Source organism: Blautia marasmi (assembly GCF_900258535.1).
GTDB classification, from domain to species: Bacteria; Bacillota; Clostridia; order Lachnospirales; family Lachnospiraceae; genus Blautia; species Blautia hominis.
The window spans coordinates 3,537,026-3,554,191 of record NZ_OIWX01000001.1; the positions used below are offsets into that span (position 1 = coordinate 3,537,026).

A 17,166-nucleotide genomic window follows, 5' to 3' on the forward strand; every position below is an offset into this window, starting at 1 on the left:
GGAAGCAGAGGAATGGGAAAATGGATAGATTAAGGATTCATCCGAATAAGATAACAGGAAAGATCAACAGAGAAATCTACGGGCATTTTTCAGAGCATCTGGGGCGCTGTATCTATGGGGGCATTTACGTGGGGGAAGATTCGCCTATTGAAAATGTAAATGGAATGAGAACAGATGTGATTCGTGCTTTGAAGGAAATAAATGTGCCTGTTTTGAGATGGCCGGGCGGATGTTTTGCAGATGAATATCATTGGATGGACGGGATCGGCCCGAAAGAGAAACGCAAGAAAATGATCAATACACACTGGGGAGGCGTGGTGGAGGATAATAGCTTTGGGACACACGAGTATTTTGAACTCTGCCGCCAGCTTGGGTGCAGTGCGTATGTCAACGGGAACCTTGGAAGCGGCACCGTGAGGGAGATGTCAGAGTGGGTAGAGTATATTACCTTTGAGGGGCTGTCACCTATGGCACAGCTTCGGGAGGCAAATGGTTCCGGGGAAGCCTGGAATGTGAAGTATTGGGGTGTGGGGAATGAAAACTGGGGATGCGGCGGCAATATGAACCCGGAGTATTATGCAAATGAATACAGACGTTATCAGACCTATATCCGGGACTATAGAAATGACGGAGGCATCCACAAAATCTGCTGCGGGCCAAACGCAGATGATTATACATGGACCAGAACCGTTCTGGACACCTGTTACCGCAACGCCGCACCGGAACATCATGGGTTTATGGATGGCCTGTCACTTCATTATTATACCGTTCCCGGGGACTGGAAGGAGAAGGGAAGCGCTGTTTGGTTCAATGAAAAGGACTGGTACAGAACACTGAGCAAAACGTTATATATGGAAGAACTGATCGAGCGGCATGGCAAAATTATGGATGAGTACGATCCGGATAAGAGGATTGGACTGATCATAGATGAATGGGGAACCTGGTACGACTGCGAACCGGGCACAAATCCGGGATTTCTGTATCAGCAGAACACCATGCGTGATGCCCTTGTTGCGGGAATTAACCTTAATTTATTTAACAGACACTGTGACAGAGTTAAAATGGCTAATCTGGCCCAGATTGTAAATGTGCTGCAGGCTGTTCTGCTGACGGATGGGGAGCAGATGGTGAAAACACCTACTTACTATGTATTTCAGATGTATAAGAGCCATCAGGGAGCTTCCCTTGTGGATAGCACGCTGGAAACTTCAGGAATCGGACTGGAGGAGGCATTTATGGTTCCAAATCTCACGCATTCCGTATCCGTTGACACGAACGGGCAGATACATATAACCATTACCAATTTATCGGCGGATGAATCCAGTGAGATTGAGGCTGAGATCACGGAGAGGGAAGTAAAAGAGGTAACGGGTGAGTTACTGGCCGGAGATATCCATGCGAAGAATACTTTTGAGGAGCCGTCAAATGTGCAGCCGGTTCCCCTTCAAAATATCATTTTAGACAATGGTACCTTTCAGTTTAAACTGCCGCCGTCCAGTGTGGCACATCTTGTTGTGAAATAAGAAGGATGAGAGATCAGGCAGTACAGTGGCAAAAATGATCATAAAAAGAGAATAATGAAAAAGCAGACCGCCGGGAGAAATCCCGGTGGTTTTCATTTGTACTGTATGTAAAAAGCTGCTGTGATCCTTAGCTGTTTATAAAAATAATTGGGAATTGCAAAAAATAAACCAGATTTACAAAAAAATATTGAAACAGATTCAATATTTGCAAAATAAACTTGAAAGACGGTTTGTGATGTGTTAGTATATATCTATAAATAAGAACAAATGTTCTTTCTGCGAAAGAGGGGATCAGATGTTAGCAGATGAGTTAAGAGAACTGGCAGCGAGAGTTCAGATACAGAGGGCAGAAGCGCAGTATATAGAAGTAAAAACCGCGAAGGACGGATGTCCCAAGAGACTTTATGACACGTTATCCAGCTTTTCCAACCAGGACAGCGGAGGAATCCTGATTTTTGGCCTTGATGAGAGAGCCGCCTTTCAGGCGGTGGGCGTGTACGACCTGCATGATCTTCAGAAGAAAGTGACAGAGCAGTGCAATCAGATGGATCCTCCGGTACGGGCAGTGTTCACTTTTACAGAATATGAGGGTGTCAATATCTGCTCTGCCGAGATTCCGGCCATCGACCTGGCGGAGCGGCCCTGCTACTATAAGGGGGCAGGTAAAGTGAAGGGAGCATATGTCCGGGTAGGAGATGCGGATCTGCCTATGACAGACTATGAAATCTACAGCTACGAGGTGTATCGCAAACATGTGCATGATGATGAACGGATCGTTGAGAGGATTCCTGTTTCCATGCTGGAGAGAACAAGGCTCGAACGCTTCCTGAACGATAAAAAAGCGGAGCGTCCGCAGTTTTCCATGCTTCAGGAGTCACAGATGCTGGAAATGCTTAATGTGACCAGGGGCGGGGTTCCAACTCTGGCGGGTATTATGAATTTCTGTATCTATCCCCAGGGGATCTTTCCCCAGTACAGCATAACAGCGGTTGTAGTTCCGGGTTATGAGATTGGGGATGTGGGAGAAGATATGGAGCGATTCATGGATAATAAAAGGATCTGCGGAACAATATCCGAGATGGTAGAGGAGGCTGTAGGATTCTGCAAGCGCAATATGAAGATTAAGACAATTATCGACCCGGATACCGGCAGGCGGAGGGACAAGACCGAATATCCGCTGAATGCAGTCAGAGAGGCTGTTCTGAATGCGCTGATCCACCGTGACTATAGTGAGCATACGGAGGGGACACCTGTGCAGATTGACTTTTTTAAAGACAGGCTGGAGATACACAGTCCGGGAAACCTTTACGGCAGGATGACAGTAGAGCAGCTTGGAGTTGCCCGTCCGGATCTGCGTAATCCGGCACTGGCAGTCATGGCAGAGAGTCTGACCGGAGCGGAGAACCGTTATTCCGGTATCCCCACAATCCGCAAGGAGATGGCGGATGCCGGCCTCCCGGAACCGGTTTTTGAGAACAGGAGAAATGAATTTGTGGTAGTGCTCTATAATGCAATGGTCAGCTATCGGAGTATTGCAAAAAGGCCGCCGGTACTGAGAGAAAGTGCGCTGTATGCTGTGAGCAGCGGTGAGATAGAGGAGATGCCGGAAGATAAAGGAATACAGGATTTGCTGGAATTCTGTGCACAGCCAAGGACTAAAATAGAAATTGCGGAGTATATGGGAGTAAAAACGTTGTATTACATCATGAAGAAATATGTGAATCCGCTGCTGCAGAGCGGGAAACTGGCAATGACTTTACCGGAAAAGCCGCAGAGTAAGCTGCAGAGGTACTATACAATAGGAATACGCTGACTGCCTGCTTATTTACGGGACAAGGATGGCAAGTATTTATAAGAATTCTGCTTTTGATTAAGAGTACAGAATGGATGGGATGGAGACTGCCCTGAAAAAAGGGTGGGTATGTGGTGGGAATTTGTGGTTTATTCGGAACAGGAGCCGGAGACTCTGTGGATTTTTCAGTCAGGAAAACGGACAGCCTTCCATGGAGGGCTGTCCAATCTCCCTTTTTTAGTTAAGAACAGCGGGTTTCCGGAGGTTAATAAGAGTGAAAACATCACTCATGATTGGTTCCTCCCGCACTTCCAGCATCAGCCACTTCTGGCCATTACCGGTTTTGGTATTCCTGAAAACGTTCTGTACATAGTCAGAACATAGAGGCATCAGTAATTCTGCTTCTGTGAGTTCCCTGCTTCCGATAACAACCATGGCAATAAAATAACCTTGCATGGGATACAGTGTGCAAAGTGATCTTCCGCTTTTTTTGTATTTGATATTCCAGCCGGCCTGCATGGAGCAGCGGCTGTATTCCAGGCGGGGGGCACTGTGGTAAGCTGATTGGATACGCTGGTTGAACACTGTCCAGAGCGGATCGTTGATATATTCGGCGATTTGTACCCAAGAGGGTGTTTCTTTTTCTGAGTAAAGCAAATTCCAATCCATCCTGTCCTTCTCCTTTTTTATATCGGATACCGAATCGGGCTTCCATCTGGAAACCAAAAGTCCGGTTCATGTAGTCAGTATACTATACACGGCCGGAGTTCTTCAATATATGTATGGGAAACGGTTTTCGTAACGGAGAACGTAAGTCACTGTTCACAGGCCACTGTACCGGGAGGCCTTTTCATACCGGAAGCATGAAAATCCCGGGGCGGCCAGCGCGATATGGGGCAGAATGCCCCACATCTGTGCATCGCGAAGCGTGTTGCCGGACACGGAGTAAACCGTAACGAACGTAAACCACCGCCATGACTCAGCAGGTTTTGGCATTTGCGGTGCTGACCGCAAGTGAGGATTCAGCAGCCAGACAATATCTATTAAAAAAGGGGTCTTAGACTGTTCAGTGCGTTCAACATTCTGGGAAATCCCATATATGGCATGGCGTGGAGCAGAGAAGCGAGAAGCTCCTCTTTGGAGCAGCCGGCTTTTAAGGCACCAGCAGCATGGCTGTAAACCTGCAAGTCAGCGCTGCCCAATGCTGAGAGCAGAACAAAGATCAGTAATTCCCGCTCTTTTTTATCAAGACCTTCCCTGGTATAAAAATCACCAAAGCAGAATTCGGTCAGGAACCTGGGGACAGCCTCAGCAAAAGGTTCAGGCAGGTAAGCATATTTTTCGCGGATTTCTGAGCCGTACAGAGGTTCCTGGATCGTAAGCCCGGCCCGGTATCGTTCCTCATCCGGTATAGTCTCCTGATTTTCAAGCGGCAGCGAAATATTCTCCGCCGTAAAAACTTCGTTCATGGCGGCAATGGCATTCAATGTTTTGGGAAAACCTATAAACGGGGCACACTGGTAGATCACCTCACGGATCTCAACTGGTGTACAGCCTACATGCAGACAGGCCTTTACATGTGATTTTAACTGCGGGAGAGTCTGGTTCACGGAAAGAACGGTAATGGTGATCAGTTCTCTGATACGGTTGTCCAGTTCACCTGTGTAACAGACCTGTCCGAAAATAAAACGCTGTAGTATCCTCATGAATTCCGGGTCAGTCCCCTCATTTTTAACAGGTGTGGTTCCGAATAATTCCATAAATTTTTCTTCGCATTGCTGGATTCTGTTCAATGTTATATCCTCCAATTGTTATAAACGGCAGCAGAGATTGGTCATAGAACCTATAGCTGCGCATATTCCTCCTCTGATACCGGCTCCAGCCATTCATTGGAAGCGCCGGGAGCAGGAACCTCCACTGCAAGGTGTGTAAACCAGCTGTCAGGAGCCGCCCCGTGCCAATGTTTCACTTCCGGCGGGATATTGACCACATCGCCGGGATGCAGTTTTTGGACAGGTTTTCCCCACTCCTGGTAATAGCCCCTGCCGTCTGTGCAGAGTAAAATCTGACCGCCTTTGTGATGGATGTGCCAGTTGTTGCGGCATCCGGGTTCAAAAGTAACATTTCCGATTGAAAGACGTTCTGTTGTCAGCATTTTCAGATAGCTTTGCCCTATAAAATATTGGGCAAAAGCGTCATTCTTTCCTCCTGTGGGAAAAAGGGATTTAAATTCATTCTTTTCCATGGGAATCCTCCTCATTAGACAGGCATGTTTGCCTGCAGAACAGTGGGTTTTACACGGCCGGGGTGCGTTGGGCATCCGAACATACCATTTGACTATTTTTGAATTTATTATAGAAGAAATCCCGTTGACGGGGAATCTCCAAAATGTTAGTATCGTATTAACTGTTAGTTAATACGTTGATGAAAAATATGATCACAATCTTACTATTATCAATCCGGAGGAAAGAATATGGACAATGTTTCCAGAAAACAAAAAGGCCTGCCCTATCGTTATGATGACCCTGCATTACTTGGAGATCAGCATATGTATCAGGATAAAATGATAAAATATAACCGGACAATGCCCACTGAAACAGAGAAAAGGCAGCGGCTCCTCAAAGAGGTGTTTGCTGAGATTGGGGTAGGGTGTACAGTGGAAACCCCGTTAAATGCCAATTGGGGCTGCAGGCATGTTCACTTGGGGAATGGGGTGTATCTGAATTCCAATATTACTTTTGTGGATGATGAACATATTTATATTGGTGATAACTGTCTGATCGCGCCAAATGTTGTGTTCTCAACATCCGGTCATCCCATACTGCCTATTCTCCGTGAACACCACTATGTCTACAATCTTCCGATCCATGTGGGGAAAAATGTTTGGATAGGCTCTGCCGTTCAGATAATGCCGGGAATCACCATAGGGGACAATACGGTTGTGGGTGCCGGAAGTGTAGTCACAAGCGACCTTCCGGCAAATGTAGTTGCTTTTGGCGTTCCGTGTAAAGTGGTACGGGAAATTGGGGAAAAGGATAGGGAGTTTTATGCGAAAGGAAAGAAGCTTGATGTTTGGGAATGAATCTGCTGACAAGAAGGGGGTGGAAAGCTGGTCATGAGACTGAAATATACGGTCACCATCAAAAGGCATTTGGCAGACGGGTAGAAGTTTAGCCCTTATTATGCTAAAATGAATATGAAAAGATGATAAGGTAAGGTGATATCATGCAGCAATGCCTGGAACAGATTATGCAGATGGCGAATCTGGAAATAGAAGCTTATGATGTAGAAACCAGAAGAGAGATGAAGACTTATAACCGTAGAATGGGATGCTATGTTATGTCATATTTGAAATCCGGCAGTGCGGTACTGGAGATAAATGGTAAAACATATGAAACCGGACCTGGAAGTATAGTGATAATCCCGGAGAACGTGTTGCACAGTCATTATAAACTGGACTGCAAACCAGCTACCTTTTTGTGGTGGCATTTCTGCTTCAGGATTCAGCATACAGTGGACGCATTAAAACTCTTAAATTTTCCGGTGCTGTCGTATTTGAAAGACAGAGAGGGATTTGAGAATATTTTTTATCGTTTCTATGACAGCAGCAGGCAGATGAATAAGCTGTCAGAGCTTCTTATGCATAGAGCCTGCGGTTTGGAGCTGATGGCATATCTGGTGGAGGAGTTGATTGCTGATAAGAAGATTGAGCTGAATGCCAGGATTCCGGAAGCCTTCTGGCAGATTTTTCAAGAGATTAACAGTGAGGAAAATCAAAAACTTTCGTTGGAGATTCTTTCTGTAAAATATCATATGAGTTCTGTATATATATCTAATCGCTTCAAATATTATTTTGGAACGTCACCCATGGTGATGAAAAATCAGATTATCTTAGAACGGGCAAAGCTTATGCTCCAGGATAGCGACATGACAGTCAGTGAAATAGCGGAAAAATCAGGTTTTGAGAGTATTCCCGGCTTTACTCATTTTTTTACGCGGTGTGCACAGCAAAGTCCCAGCAGATTCAGGGAAGAAAATAGAAGGTTAAAGGCATGAATAAAATTTTACGAAAAGCAGTCACGGTATAGAGACCGGGCTGTTTTTTTTATATGATATGGTAAAATTTACCACATATTAACATGAAAAAAAAGGACAAATACCAGTACTGGACATAATAAAGCGGTTTTAGAATAAATTTTATGATACCAGAAAAATAGAAGGATATAACCGTGATAATGCACTATAAATTATATAATAATTTGTAAAAATATGCTAAATAACTAATGGATTGATAAAAATTATGATTGCTATGCACATATGAAATGAAATCTGGAAAAGAGAAATGATATGTAAAATGGACAAATACAGAGTAAGAACAGGCATTCCATAGTAAAGGGAAAATATCTATAATGAAGATACCAGGTAAAACAAGTGAGAAATTATGTGAAAGGAGAAAGGCATGAAGAAAAAACAGTTGTTATCAGTATTGGCGGTTTTACTGACTGCATCCATGGCCTGTACGGGATGTATGAGCAGTACAGTGAAGAAGAATGCCCAGGCAGGAAAGGGAGAGAAATCTGAAGAGGAGAGCAAAACAGAAAACCAGAATCAGACTTCGGGGACAGAGGGGAATTATACAGATATTACTCTTTGGGATGACTCTACAGAAGGGGAAGGCAATCTATTATTTCAGGAATTTGCAGATGGATTTGGGGAAGCACATGGAATCAAGGTGGAACGAGTAGTTATGAAGATGGATGATCTGAGAACTACGATTAAGGCTGCAATCAATGCAGGTGAGGGGCCTGATATCTTTACATATGAAATTGGGTCTGGTTATCTGGGAGTGCTGGCAAATGGGGGGCTGGCTTATGATTTGACAGAGATCGCGAAGCAGGACGGATGGAACGAGCTGTTTAAAGAAAATGCACTTACATCCTGTCAGTTTAATGATGGATTATACGGAGTAGGTAATCAGTTAGAGTCTGTGGGTGTTTACTATAATAAAGGAATCTTTGAGAAATACAATCTTCAGGAACCTGAGACTTACGAAGAATTTGAGGAGATGTGCAGGACCTTAAAGGAGAACGGGGAAACACCTCTGATGCTGGATGATCTGGACCAGTGGCCTGGCTATCACTATGAAAGTATCTGGCTGAACGCTTTTGCAGGCTGTGATAAAATTTCTGATATACTGGCTCTTAAGGATAAGTTCAGCCAGGAAGACTGTGCCAAAGGTCTGGATAAGATTCAGGAGGCAGTACAGAACGGATGGACTATTGACGCTCCCAATGCGATGGGACATGACGATGCCAGAAAGATGTTCCTGTCCGGTAAGATTGCCATGTATCCCACAGGAACCTGGGAAGTAAGTGCCTTTGGAGGCGAAGAAGGTTTAGGGGAAGACTGTGGTTTCTTCTTCCTGCCGGCGCCAGAGGGAAAAGAGACATCAGGGGTATTTGGTCTGGGTCAGGCATTGGTGATCAATGGGAAAGCAGACGCAGATAAAACCTTTACAGCGATCAAGTTTCTGGAATATATGTTTGACGAGGAACATGTAAATAGGTGGCTTGATGCAGGACTCATTCCCGCAACTAATAATGCGAATGTGGATGAGGCAGAGGTAACCCCGCTCTTTAAAGATGCTGCAGATACCATATTAACTGCAACCAAGATGGGAAGCAATCTGGATGTACTTATGCCCACAAAGGTAAACGAAGCCACAGCCAACTATATGCAGGAACTGCTAGCAGGCAAAAAGACTGGTATGGAGTGTATGGAAGAAAAACAGAAGGTTCTTGACCAGGAAACAGAAGAAGGAAATTATAAAGCTGTTGTGAAGTAGTTATAGAAAGATAAGGAAAGGGGGTATCCGGAATGAATCGTGCTGCCAGACGTAAGCGGGCAGTGGGCAGATGGTGTAAAGCTATGGTGTTCGTGGCTCCTGCTTTGATTTGTTATATTATTTTTGCTATTATACCAATTTTAAATACCGTGGAACTGAGCTTTTATGAATGGGACGGGGCAGCTCCTATTATGGAGTTTGTGGGTCTGGAAAATTATAAAGCGATTTTTCAGAACGGAATTTTCTGGAAAGCCCTCGGACATAATATTTTCTGGATTTTATTTACCATATTCGTTCCCACGGTGTTTGGTGTGGTTCTGGCAGTTATGCTGAGTCAGAAATTCGTCAGGGGAAGACTGCTGTTTCGGGTAGTGTTCTATATGCCATCTATTGTCTCCATGGTGGCGGTGAGTGTGGTGTGGAATTGGATTCTGAATCCTGAGTTTGGAATATTGAACAGAGTTCTTAAATTCATTGGTCTGGATTTTCTGGCCTTTAACTGGCTGGGGGATGAAAAGACAGTGATGTGGGCGCTTTTAATTGCAGGAAGCTGGGTTCATTATGGATTCTGTATGGTTATCACCATGGCTGCCCTCTCAGGTATAGACACATGTTATGTGGAGGTAGCAAGGCTTGAAGGGGCAAATCCGGTTCAGACATTTTTCTATGTGACACTTCCTTTGCTGAAGAATACGTTTACTTTGCTTGTGCTGAACTCACTGATAGGTTCTTTTAAAGTGTTTGAGATAGTTTACATAATGACAAAAGGGGGACCTTACTATTCCTCAGAGGTTATCTCTAACCTGATGTACAGGACGGCCTTCAAAGACAGTGAATTTGGCATGGGATCGGCTATTGCGGTGGTACTTTCCGCCATGATAGCAGTCTGCTCTGCACTCTATATGAAATATTCAGAAAAAGAGGACGGATAATGCCGGGAAGGAAGGGGACAAGTCATATGAAAAAAATATACAAGGGGTCAGGAGCAGGTCTTGTAAAGAAGATAGTGACTTATGGAGTTTTGATTGTCACCCTGCTTATTTCCATACTTCCGCTGTATTGGATGTGGCAGGCTGCGCTGGTTCCGTCGGAAAAATTGAACATAGATCCCTTTGCGGTTCCTGACAGACTGACACTGGATAATATTATCAATGCCTGGACAGTGGGCAAAATGAGCACATATCTGCTGAACAGTATTTTGGTGGCTGTGCCAAGAGTGCTCGGTGTACTTGCTTTGTCGTCACTTGCGGGATACGCATTTGGAAAATTGAAGTTTCGGTGGAGGGACAAGATTTTTTCTTTCATGCTGTTTGGAATGATGATACCTGTTCAGGCGATGGTCATTCCGCTCTACTACAATCTGCAGAATCTGGGACTTATCAATACCAGATGGGCCATGGTTATTCCATATTTCGGATTGTCTATGCCCTTTGCAGTGTTTATGATGCGGGCTTTCTTTAAAGATTTGCCGGATGCTTTGATAGAGTCAGCCACCATAGACGGGTGTAATGAATTTACCACATTTGCTTATATTATGGCGCCTCTTATCAAGCCGGCATTATCAGCGCTTTTGGTTTTTGAATTTATGTGGTCATGGAACGATATGTTTATTCCTATGCTGGTGGTGTATAAAGACACAGCCAGAACACTTCCACTGGGTCTGATGTTTTTCTTCGGAAAATATACAGCAGATCATTCTCTGATTGCAGCAGGTGTTACAATCTGTACATTGCCTATTGTAGTGGTATATACGTTATTCCAAAAAAGTTTTATTTCCGGAATAACAGCCGGGGCAGTTAAGGGGTGAGTACAGCCGGCATACGTTTTAACAGATAAATCTAATATGGGAGGTAGGAAAGAGTGAGAAAAGTAAAGACAGGGATTCTGGGGGCTGGGGGAATGGGCCATGTTCATGTTGGCAATCTGATTCAGCTTGAAGAAGTACAGATTGTTGCAATATGTGATACCAATCTGGAAAAAGCCCAGGAATTGTGTGGGAAGACAGGAGCGGCAGCTTATTCAGATTTTGACATAATGCTGGAAGAGGCAGAGATGGAGGTACTGTATATCCTCCTGCCTCCCTTTGCCCAGAATGGCCAGTTTGAAAAAGCTGCGGAGAAAGGAATCCATATATTTATTGAGAAACCCATTGCGATTACCAGCAGCAGAGGGAAAAGCATGGTAGATGCAGCCAGAAAAAGCGGGATTAAGACGCAGGTGGGATTTCATATGCGCTATGGTTCAGCGGTTCAGAAATTACGTGATATGGTAGAACGAAAAAAGGCAGGCAGACCTGTACTTTTTAACGGTAGATACCAGTGTAATGCCCTCCATGCGCCGTGGTGGAGAGATGTAAATCTGTGCGGGGGACAGATATTTGAACAGGCAATCCATGTGTACGATATTTGTAGATATCTGTACGGGCATCCTAAAGCTGTCTCTGCATTTGTGGGAAATGTATGTCACGGAGATGTACCGGGTTATACAGTGGAGGATGTCAGTGTTTCTGCCAGCACGTTTACTACAGGAGCACAAGCTGCCATTACGGCTAATAACTGTTCTGTGCCGGGCAGGTGGGACGCCTTGTTTGATGCGGTGTTTGAGAATGTAAGCGTATTTTTCAGAAGTCCTGATGAAGCGGAATTTCATTATATTGAGAATGGCGGAGAACGAGTGGAATATTTTAATCAACCCACAGATCATAAGTTGGAAGAAGACAGAGATTTTATACGAAGAGTGAAGGAGAATCTGGACAGCTTTTGTTCCGTGGAGGAAGGGCTTCGCAGTCTTCTTTATGTAGAAGCTGCCTTGTTCTCGGCAAAGATGGACGGAGAAAAGACACGGGTGGAAAATTATTAGGAAGAGGAATAAACAATGAAACAATTACTTGCAAATGAAAATTATACGCCGCAGCTTTTTGAGTATGAAGAACAACCCCTGAAGGCGGATGAAGTAAGGGTAAAATGCATATATGGTGCACCTAAGCATGGAACGGAAATGACAGGAATCAAAGCAATGCCTTTTGAAGAACAATATTATGATGAAGAACTGAAAATATTCAGGAAACGGGAGCAGAGGGAGAGTTCTGTTTTTGGCGGTCTTGGAAATATGTGGGTGGGTATTATAACAGAAGTGGGGGATGAGGCAGTGGGTTATACGGTAGGAGCGCAGGTGGCCGGATACGGACATCTGGCGGAAACCCATACAGTGAAGGCCTGTGAGATTCTGAATATGCCGGAGGGGATGACTTGGAAACAGGTTATGTGTTATGACCCTATGCAGTTTGCCTTGGGCGGACTTAGGGACGCTGATTTAAGAATAGGTGATACGGTTCTGATATCAGGCCTTGGAGCTATCGGGCAGATGGCAGCTCAGGCAGCAAAAGCAGCGGGAGCTTCCTTTGTAGCGGTATCTGACCCCATCGAACTTCGCAGAAAGACAGCCCTGGAAAATGGTGCAGATATTGCTTTTAATCCTCTGGAGCAGGATATGGGAATGGAACTTCGGAAACTGACAGATGGGATGGGCGTAGATGTGGTTATAGAGACAAGTGGGAACTACAAGGCTTTGGAACATGGACTTCGCGCTCTCTCTTATAACGGCAATATGGCTTTATGCGGCTGGTTTAAGGAATGTTATATTCCTATTCATCTGGGAAGAGAGGGACACTTTAACCAGCAGAATATATTCTTTTCAAGAGCCTGCAGTAATCCCAACCGGGACTATCCCAGATGGAGCTTTGAGCGGATTTGCAGAGAAAGCTGGAAACTCATGGCATCAGGAAAAATAAATTGTGAAAATGTTGTATTTCCTGTTGTAAAGTTTGCAGAGTGTGACAAAGAATATACCCACTATATTATAGAACATCCCGAAGAAAGTATAAAGATGGGAGTTGAATTTTAACATAAGAATAAGGGTTGGGTATAGGAAAATAGGATTGTGATCCCAGCTTTTGGGATATGTTGACTTCATTGCATGAAATGGGTATAATATAGGTAGAATAATGCTATCAATGATCATAGGAGGTATTGTTATGAATATCCGCCCATCCGCAGCAATCCGTCAAAACTACAACGAGATCGCCGATATGTGCAGAAAGACTGCAGAACCTGTTTTCCTTACCAAGAATGGTGAGGGAGATTTGGTCGTCATGGACATTGAAACTTATAACAGACGGGAAAAGATGCTGAGATTAAGAGAGGAGCTGCTTGCTGTTGAGGAAGACAGGATCGCGGGAAGAAGCGGCTGCACGCTTGATGAACTGGAAGCTTACCTGGATGATGTGATCGCAGAGGGATAGTGTATGGCAGATAATAAGAGATACAAAGTGATCATTTCCGATAGGGCGAAGAGACTGCTGGGAATGCATATCCGTTTTATGGCGCAGGTCAGCAAAGAAGCAGCGGCGGCAAAAAAGAAAGAGATCATGACTGCCATGCGTTCCCTCACCCAGATGCCGCAGCGTTTTCCTTTTTTTGAGGGATCGTACATCACGCCGAATAAATATCACAGGATGTTTATTGAGAAATGGTATCTTGTCCTTTACCAGATCCAGGATGATACGGTATATGTGGAGTATATCCTTGACTGCCGCAAGGAGTATGGTTGGCTCATTCGGTAACAATAAAATAATCAAAATAAGATCGTCACCTTACAGTAGGTGGCGGTTTTTTATGTCCAAAAGGAGGTCACAGATTTGGAAGTAAAGATAAACAAGGAGATCTGGGAGTACACAGAGAACATGTTCTTTGGACTGTCCATGCGGCAGTTCTTTTTTTCTGTCCTGGCATGTCTGGCAGCGGTTGGGCTCTACTTTATGGCAGAACCGTATTTAGGGAGTGAACTTGTGAGCTGGGTATGTATTTTTGGGGCCGTGCCCTTTGCGGTCCTTGGGTTCTTCAGATATAACGGGATGACAGCAGAACAATATTTATGGGCGTGGGTGAAGACAGAACTTTTGATACCCAGAAGATTAGTCTTTCATTCCGAGAACCTGTACTATGATATTTTAAAGGATGCGATAAGGAATCGAGAGAAGGAGGGGGATAAGACGCATGATTAAGACGCTGAAGCAGGCAGTCCGGCAGGAGAAAGAACCCTTCTCCATCCCCAGGAGTGTCCAGCAGCTGATACCGGTCAGGCGTATCTGGAAGGATGGTATCTTTCTTGTGGGGAAGAAGTACACCATGATGTAGGCGAAACGGCTGCGCATCCTCCATGATTTTTACCGGGCCGGGGAGAAGAAAGTAAAAGGATAGGGGCTTTTTCACAGCCCCTTTTGGTGCTGGCTTCTCATGTTAATCGGATACCCAGGTAATTATTATGACCTCGTTTAAGCACATTAATTGATTTATGCTGAATTAATATTTTATAAATGAAACCAATTTGACATAGCTTTTACCATTCAGGCGCATTCAAAACGGAATTAATAGCAATCTGGTAAAGTCCTTCGATAAAATAATTCTGATAATGATCAATATAGACAATCTCAGGTAATACATTTTCAGGAATCTTTTTATAATCATATGTGCGAATTTTCTCTGCTACTTCATCATTCATATATTCTCCAATAAGAAATAGAGTGGCAGGATTTAAAAGGGTGGTAATATTCTCAACAATCTGTGCCACATAACTTATAATCTGTTCGGACTGTTCGTCCAGAAGTTCATCCATATATTTCCCGTTCATATTCAAATAACCAATCTCGCCGGCGAAATTCTGATAGCCATGTAGAATCTTACCCTTATAAATAATACCAGCTCCGGTGCCCTTTTTGTTAAAGAAGGCAACGGTGATCATAGAAGACATATCATATTTGTTTTTTAGTGTACTATTATAGATTCCATAAGAAATTGCGTTCAGGTCATTTTCCACAATTATTTTTCTATTAAGATGAGAAGTAAGATCCTTTTGGATATCTTTGCCGTTTAGCATGGAAAAAATGCGGTCATTTGCCCATTTGGAATTATTTGAGAATCCTGAAGTTCCAAAGCAGATGGTGTCAATTTTGGGATAACGGATTACAAGCTGCTGTAAAAGATTTTCTATCTCACTGTAAGAAATATCGGAACAATCAATATTATCCTCTTCCACAATGTTTTCCAGAAGATCCATGATAATATAGTGGAAAAATGTGGTATTTGTTTCATTGCGCCAGGAGGCATTCAGACAGCATATGTATTTAAAATCACCATTAAATACATATGCGTTGGCCGGCCTGCCGATGGAGCGGGTATTGGCCTGCTCTATACTGGTAACTTCTCCGGTCTCCAGTAACTCATTTAATATATTGTTGCAAGTTGATACGCTTAACCCTGTCAAGCGGGAAAGAGTCTGCTTTGTCCCGCTTTCGACCTGGCGTAAGGCTGACTTGATCAAAAATACATTTTGATCCTTTATCTGTGTTACAGAATAGTTATTATTTGTTATGTTCATTATGATCACCCTCACATAAATAAAATTTATATTTATCTTAATTAAAAATTTAATTATGAAAAAAAATAAGACTTTAAATATCCTTGACTTATTCAGTATAGCCCCTTTTGTGTAAATTGTAAATTAGATATTAAAAATTTATTGTTGATACATGAATCATACATGAACGTGACCGTCGGGATACTCCTGATCTTATGACAGCAGTGAAGATATAAAATAGTTACATATTCACAAACTATGAAGTGACTATAATTATAAATAATTAAAATAATAGTTAATTTAATTATAATATTAAAAGCTGTATTTGTATATAATCAATAATTAACAAAAATTATACATGGGTTTTGTTGACATCTAATAAAAAAAACAATATTTAAAATAATAATAAAATTAATAGTTGACGAAATTAAAATACGGTGATATGATGCAGCTATACAAAACAAAATAGAAACAAAGTCAATGGCGATCCGATCATTGCAAAGGAGAGAATGGTAATGAAAGTAAGCTATGAAAAAATGGTTGAATGCCTTCAGATGATTTACGAGAAGGCGGGGGTTACAGAAGAGCATGCAAGATATCAGGCGGAGAACCTGGTATCCAGTGAGGCAAAAGGTATCTGGTCTCATGGGATTGGACTGGCAAAGAGACATCTGGAAGATGTGATCGCCGGAAAAATCAATCTTAGCCCTAATATCAGAATTGAGCGTATTGCCCCATCATCTATAAAGGTTGATGGAGACAATGCCCTTGGAGCAGCGGTGGCTGTGGAAGCGGTTAAAGCAGCCGTTGAGGCGGCAAAAGAAAGCGGATGCGTGGCAGTGACGGTAACAGGAGGCAATCATTATGGTGCAGGTCAGTATTTTGTAGAACTGGCAACCAGCCAGAATATGATCATTTATATGTGTGCCAACGGTGATGCTACAATGGCACCATGGGGAGGAAAAAGAAAGTATCTGGGAACAAATCCATATACTTACGGTGCACCGGCTGGGAAGTATCCCACCTATCTGCTGGATATGGCAACTACAGTAGGAGCTGCCAGAAAAGTTCAGCAGTGTAAGATGGATGGTGTTCCGGCTCCGGAAGGCTGGGGAATTGATGCGGACGGAAATGCTACAACAGATCCGGTGAGGATTCTTGATGGAGGTTCTATGCTTCCTTTTGGAGGACCAAAAGGATATGGGCTGGCTGGAATGGTAGACATTATGGCCGGTGTACTGACAGGAGGTGCCTATCAGGATGATATATGCTGTATGCCCATCGGAGACAGTAAAGTAAACAATGGTTTTTATATTCAGGTAATTAATATAGAGAACTTTATGCCGGCAGCTGAGTTTAATAAACGTATGGAGACACTGATCGAGGACATCACGTCAATTCCTGCAGCACCGGGCTTTAAAGAGGTTTTGTATCCCGGAGAGCTGGAGGGGCGCAAATTAAAAGCAGCCAGAGAGAGTGCTCTGGAGTTAAGCGGGGAAACCGTTAGCTGTATTAAGGAAATGGCCGATATGGTCGGTCTGGATGTAAAACAAATTTTAACTACATTATAACAAGGAAGGAGTTAGTTAATT

General features: G+C 43.6%; 18 protein-coding genes. 14 read left to right on the forward strand and 4 right to left on the reverse strand.

Translation table 11 applies throughout. From position 1 onward, the window contains the following. Positions 1–20: 20 nt before the first annotated feature. Both C6P39_RS15230 and C6P39_RS15235 read left to right on the forward strand, forming a co-directional pair. Complete coding sequence (locus C6P39_RS15230; protein WP_104804336.1) at positions 21–1,523, forward strand: alpha-N-arabinofuranosidase; 1,503 nt, start codon at positions 21–23, stop codon at positions 1,521–1,523. A gap of 295 nt (positions 1,524–1,818) precedes the next feature. After that, complete coding sequence (locus tag C6P39_RS15235; protein WP_104804337.1) at positions 1,819–3,336, forward strand: ATP-binding protein; 1,518 nt, start codon at positions 1,819–1,821, stop codon at positions 3,334–3,336. A gap of 216 nt (positions 3,337–3,552) precedes the next feature. On the opposite strand, the gene C6P39_RS15240 is transcribed toward C6P39_RS15235, so the two are convergent. The 3 genes from C6P39_RS15240 to C6P39_RS15250 all read right to left on the reverse strand — a co-directional run bounded on the left by C6P39_RS15240 (position 3,553) and on the right by C6P39_RS15250 (position 5,560). Next, positions 3,553–3,984 carry a DUF3788 domain-containing protein gene (locus C6P39_RS15240; protein ID WP_104804338.1) on the reverse strand — a complete coding sequence of 144 codons (432 nt, stop codon included), beginning with the start codon at positions 3,982–3,984 and terminating at the stop codon, positions 3,553–3,555. Between the two features lie 374 nt (positions 3,985–4,358). Continuing rightward, positions 4,359–5,108: a carboxymuconolactone decarboxylase family protein gene (locus C6P39_RS15245; protein ID WP_104804339.1), complete on the reverse strand. Its 750-nt coding sequence runs from the start codon at positions 5,106–5,108 to the stop codon at positions 4,359–4,361. 50 nt (positions 5,109–5,158) lie between these two features. Beyond that, a complete protein-coding gene (locus C6P39_RS15250) occupies positions 5,159–5,560 on the reverse strand; it encodes a cupin domain-containing protein (protein ID WP_104804340.1) in 402 nt (133 codons plus the stop codon). A gap of 228 nt (positions 5,561–5,788) precedes the next feature. Between C6P39_RS15250 and C6P39_RS15255 the strand changes: the two genes are divergently transcribed. The 11 genes from C6P39_RS15255 (at position 5,789) to C6P39_RS27500 (ending at position 14,355) form a co-directional block, all read left to right on the forward strand. Further along, complete coding sequence (locus C6P39_RS15255; RefSeq protein WP_104804341.1) at positions 5,789–6,397, forward strand: sugar O-acetyltransferase; 609 nt, start codon at positions 5,789–5,791, stop codon at positions 6,395–6,397. A 143-nt stretch (positions 6,398–6,540) separates the two neighbouring features. After that, on the forward strand, positions 6,541–7,371 hold the full coding sequence (locus C6P39_RS15260) for an AraC family transcriptional regulator (RefSeq protein ID WP_095171923.1): 831 nt from the start codon (positions 6,541–6,543) through the stop codon (positions 7,369–7,371). 403 nt (positions 7,372–7,774) lie between these two features. After that, positions 7,775–9,160: an ABC transporter substrate-binding protein gene (locus C6P39_RS15265; RefSeq protein WP_104804342.1), complete on the forward strand. Its 1,386-nt coding sequence runs from the start codon at positions 7,775–7,777 to the stop codon at positions 9,158–9,160. Positions 9,161–9,192: 32 nt separating this feature from the next. After that, on the forward strand, positions 9,193–10,092 hold the full coding sequence (locus C6P39_RS15270) for a carbohydrate ABC transporter permease (RefSeq protein ID WP_104804343.1): 900 nt from the start codon (positions 9,193–9,195) through the stop codon (positions 10,090–10,092). A gap of 26 nt (positions 10,093–10,118) precedes the next feature. After that, positions 10,119–10,967, forward strand: coding sequence for a carbohydrate ABC transporter permease (locus C6P39_RS15275; RefSeq protein ID WP_104805944.1), 849 nt, complete (start codon positions 10,119–10,121; stop codon positions 10,965–10,967). A 53-nt stretch (positions 10,968–11,020) separates the two neighbouring features. After that, positions 11,021–12,019 carry a Gfo/Idh/MocA family protein gene (locus tag C6P39_RS15280; protein WP_104804344.1) on the forward strand — a complete coding sequence of 333 codons (999 nt, stop codon included), beginning with the start codon at positions 11,021–11,023 and terminating at the stop codon, positions 12,017–12,019. Positions 12,020–12,034: 15 nt separating this feature from the next. Then, complete coding sequence (locus tag C6P39_RS15285) at positions 12,035–13,063, forward strand: zinc-dependent alcohol dehydrogenase (RefSeq protein WP_104804345.1); 1,029 nt, start codon at positions 12,035–12,037, stop codon at positions 13,061–13,063. 130 nt (positions 13,064–13,193) lie between these two features. After that, positions 13,194–13,460: a type II toxin-antitoxin system Phd/YefM family antitoxin gene (locus tag C6P39_RS15290; protein WP_104804346.1), complete on the forward strand. Its 267-nt coding sequence runs from the start codon at positions 13,194–13,196 to the stop codon at positions 13,458–13,460. Between the two features lie 3 nt (positions 13,461–13,463). After that, positions 13,464–13,781, forward strand: coding sequence for a type II toxin-antitoxin system RelE/ParE family toxin (locus C6P39_RS15295; protein ID WP_104804347.1), 318 nt, complete (start codon positions 13,464–13,466; stop codon positions 13,779–13,781). A gap of 75 nt (positions 13,782–13,856) precedes the next feature. Beyond that, positions 13,857–14,222 (forward strand): PrgI family protein, encoded by a 366-nt coding sequence (locus C6P39_RS15300; RefSeq protein WP_104804348.1) that lies wholly within the window; start codon positions 13,857–13,859, stop codon positions 14,220–14,222. Next, positions 14,215–14,355: a hypothetical protein gene (locus C6P39_RS27500; protein ID WP_158661586.1), complete on the forward strand. Its 141-nt coding sequence runs from the start codon at positions 14,215–14,217 to the stop codon at positions 14,353–14,355. Before C6P39_RS15300 ends, C6P39_RS27500 begins: the two co-directional genes overlap by 8 nt. Before the next feature lie 202 nt (positions 14,356–14,557). Here C6P39_RS27500 and C6P39_RS15305 read toward each other — a convergent pair whose 3' ends face one another. Beyond that, entirely contained in the window at positions 14,558–15,595 is a 1,038-nt protein-coding gene (locus C6P39_RS15305) for an ROK family protein (RefSeq protein WP_104804349.1), read from the reverse strand. Between the two features lie 494 nt (positions 15,596–16,089). Here C6P39_RS15305 and C6P39_RS15310 point away from each other — a divergent pair, with 494 nt between their 5' ends. Further along, positions 16,090–17,145 carry an Ldh family oxidoreductase gene (locus C6P39_RS15310; RefSeq protein ID WP_158661587.1) on the forward strand — a complete coding sequence of 352 codons (1,056 nt, stop codon included), beginning with the start codon at positions 16,090–16,092 and terminating at the stop codon, positions 17,143–17,145. Positions 17,146–17,166 lie beyond the last annotated feature (21 nt).

Coding starts and splice junctions, on each gene's coding strand:
- C6P39_RS15240 (WP_104804338.1), bottom strand. CDS start 3,984: ATGGATTGGAATTTGCTTTACTCAGAAAAAGAAACACCCTCTTGGGTA.
- C6P39_RS15310 (WP_158661587.1), top strand. CDS start 16,090: ATGAAAGTAAGCTATGAAAAAATGGTTGAATGCCTTCAGATGATTTAC.
- C6P39_RS15295 (WP_104804347.1), top strand. CDS start 13,464: ATGGCAGATAATAAGAGATACAAAGTGATCATTTCCGATAGGGCGAAG.
- C6P39_RS15290 (WP_104804346.1), top strand. CDS start 13,194: ATGAATATCCGCCCATCCGCAGCAATCCGTCAAAACTACAACGAGATC.
- C6P39_RS15270 (WP_104804343.1), top strand. CDS start 9,193: ATGAATCGTGCTGCCAGACGTAAGCGGGCAGTGGGCAGATGGTGTAAA.
- C6P39_RS27500 (WP_158661586.1), top strand. CDS start 14,215: ATGATTAAGACGCTGAAGCAGGCAGTCCGGCAGGAGAAAGAACCCTTC.
- C6P39_RS15285 (WP_104804345.1), top strand. CDS start 12,035: ATGAAACAATTACTTGCAAATGAAAATTATACGCCGCAGCTTTTTGAG.
- C6P39_RS15265 (WP_104804342.1), top strand. CDS start 7,775: ATGAAGAAAAAACAGTTGTTATCAGTATTGGCGGTTTTACTGACTGCA.
- C6P39_RS15230 (WP_104804336.1), top strand. CDS start 21: ATGGATAGATTAAGGATTCATCCGAATAAGATAACAGGAAAGATCAAC.
- C6P39_RS15275 (WP_104805944.1), top strand. CDS start 10,119: ATGAAAAAAATATACAAGGGGTCAGGAGCAGGTCTTGTAAAGAAGATA.
- C6P39_RS15255 (WP_104804341.1), top strand. CDS start 5,789: ATGGACAATGTTTCCAGAAAACAAAAAGGCCTGCCCTATCGTTATGAT.
- C6P39_RS15260 (WP_095171923.1), top strand. CDS start 6,541: ATGCAGCAATGCCTGGAACAGATTATGCAGATGGCGAATCTGGAAATA.
- C6P39_RS15305 (WP_104804349.1), bottom strand. CDS start 15,595: ATGAACATAACAAATAATAACTATTCTGTAACACAGATAAAGGATCAA.
- C6P39_RS15250 (WP_104804340.1), bottom strand. CDS start 5,560: ATGGAAAAGAATGAATTTAAATCCCTTTTTCCCACAGGAGGAAAGAAT.
- C6P39_RS15235 (WP_104804337.1), top strand. CDS start 1,819: ATGTTAGCAGATGAGTTAAGAGAACTGGCAGCGAGAGTTCAGATACAG.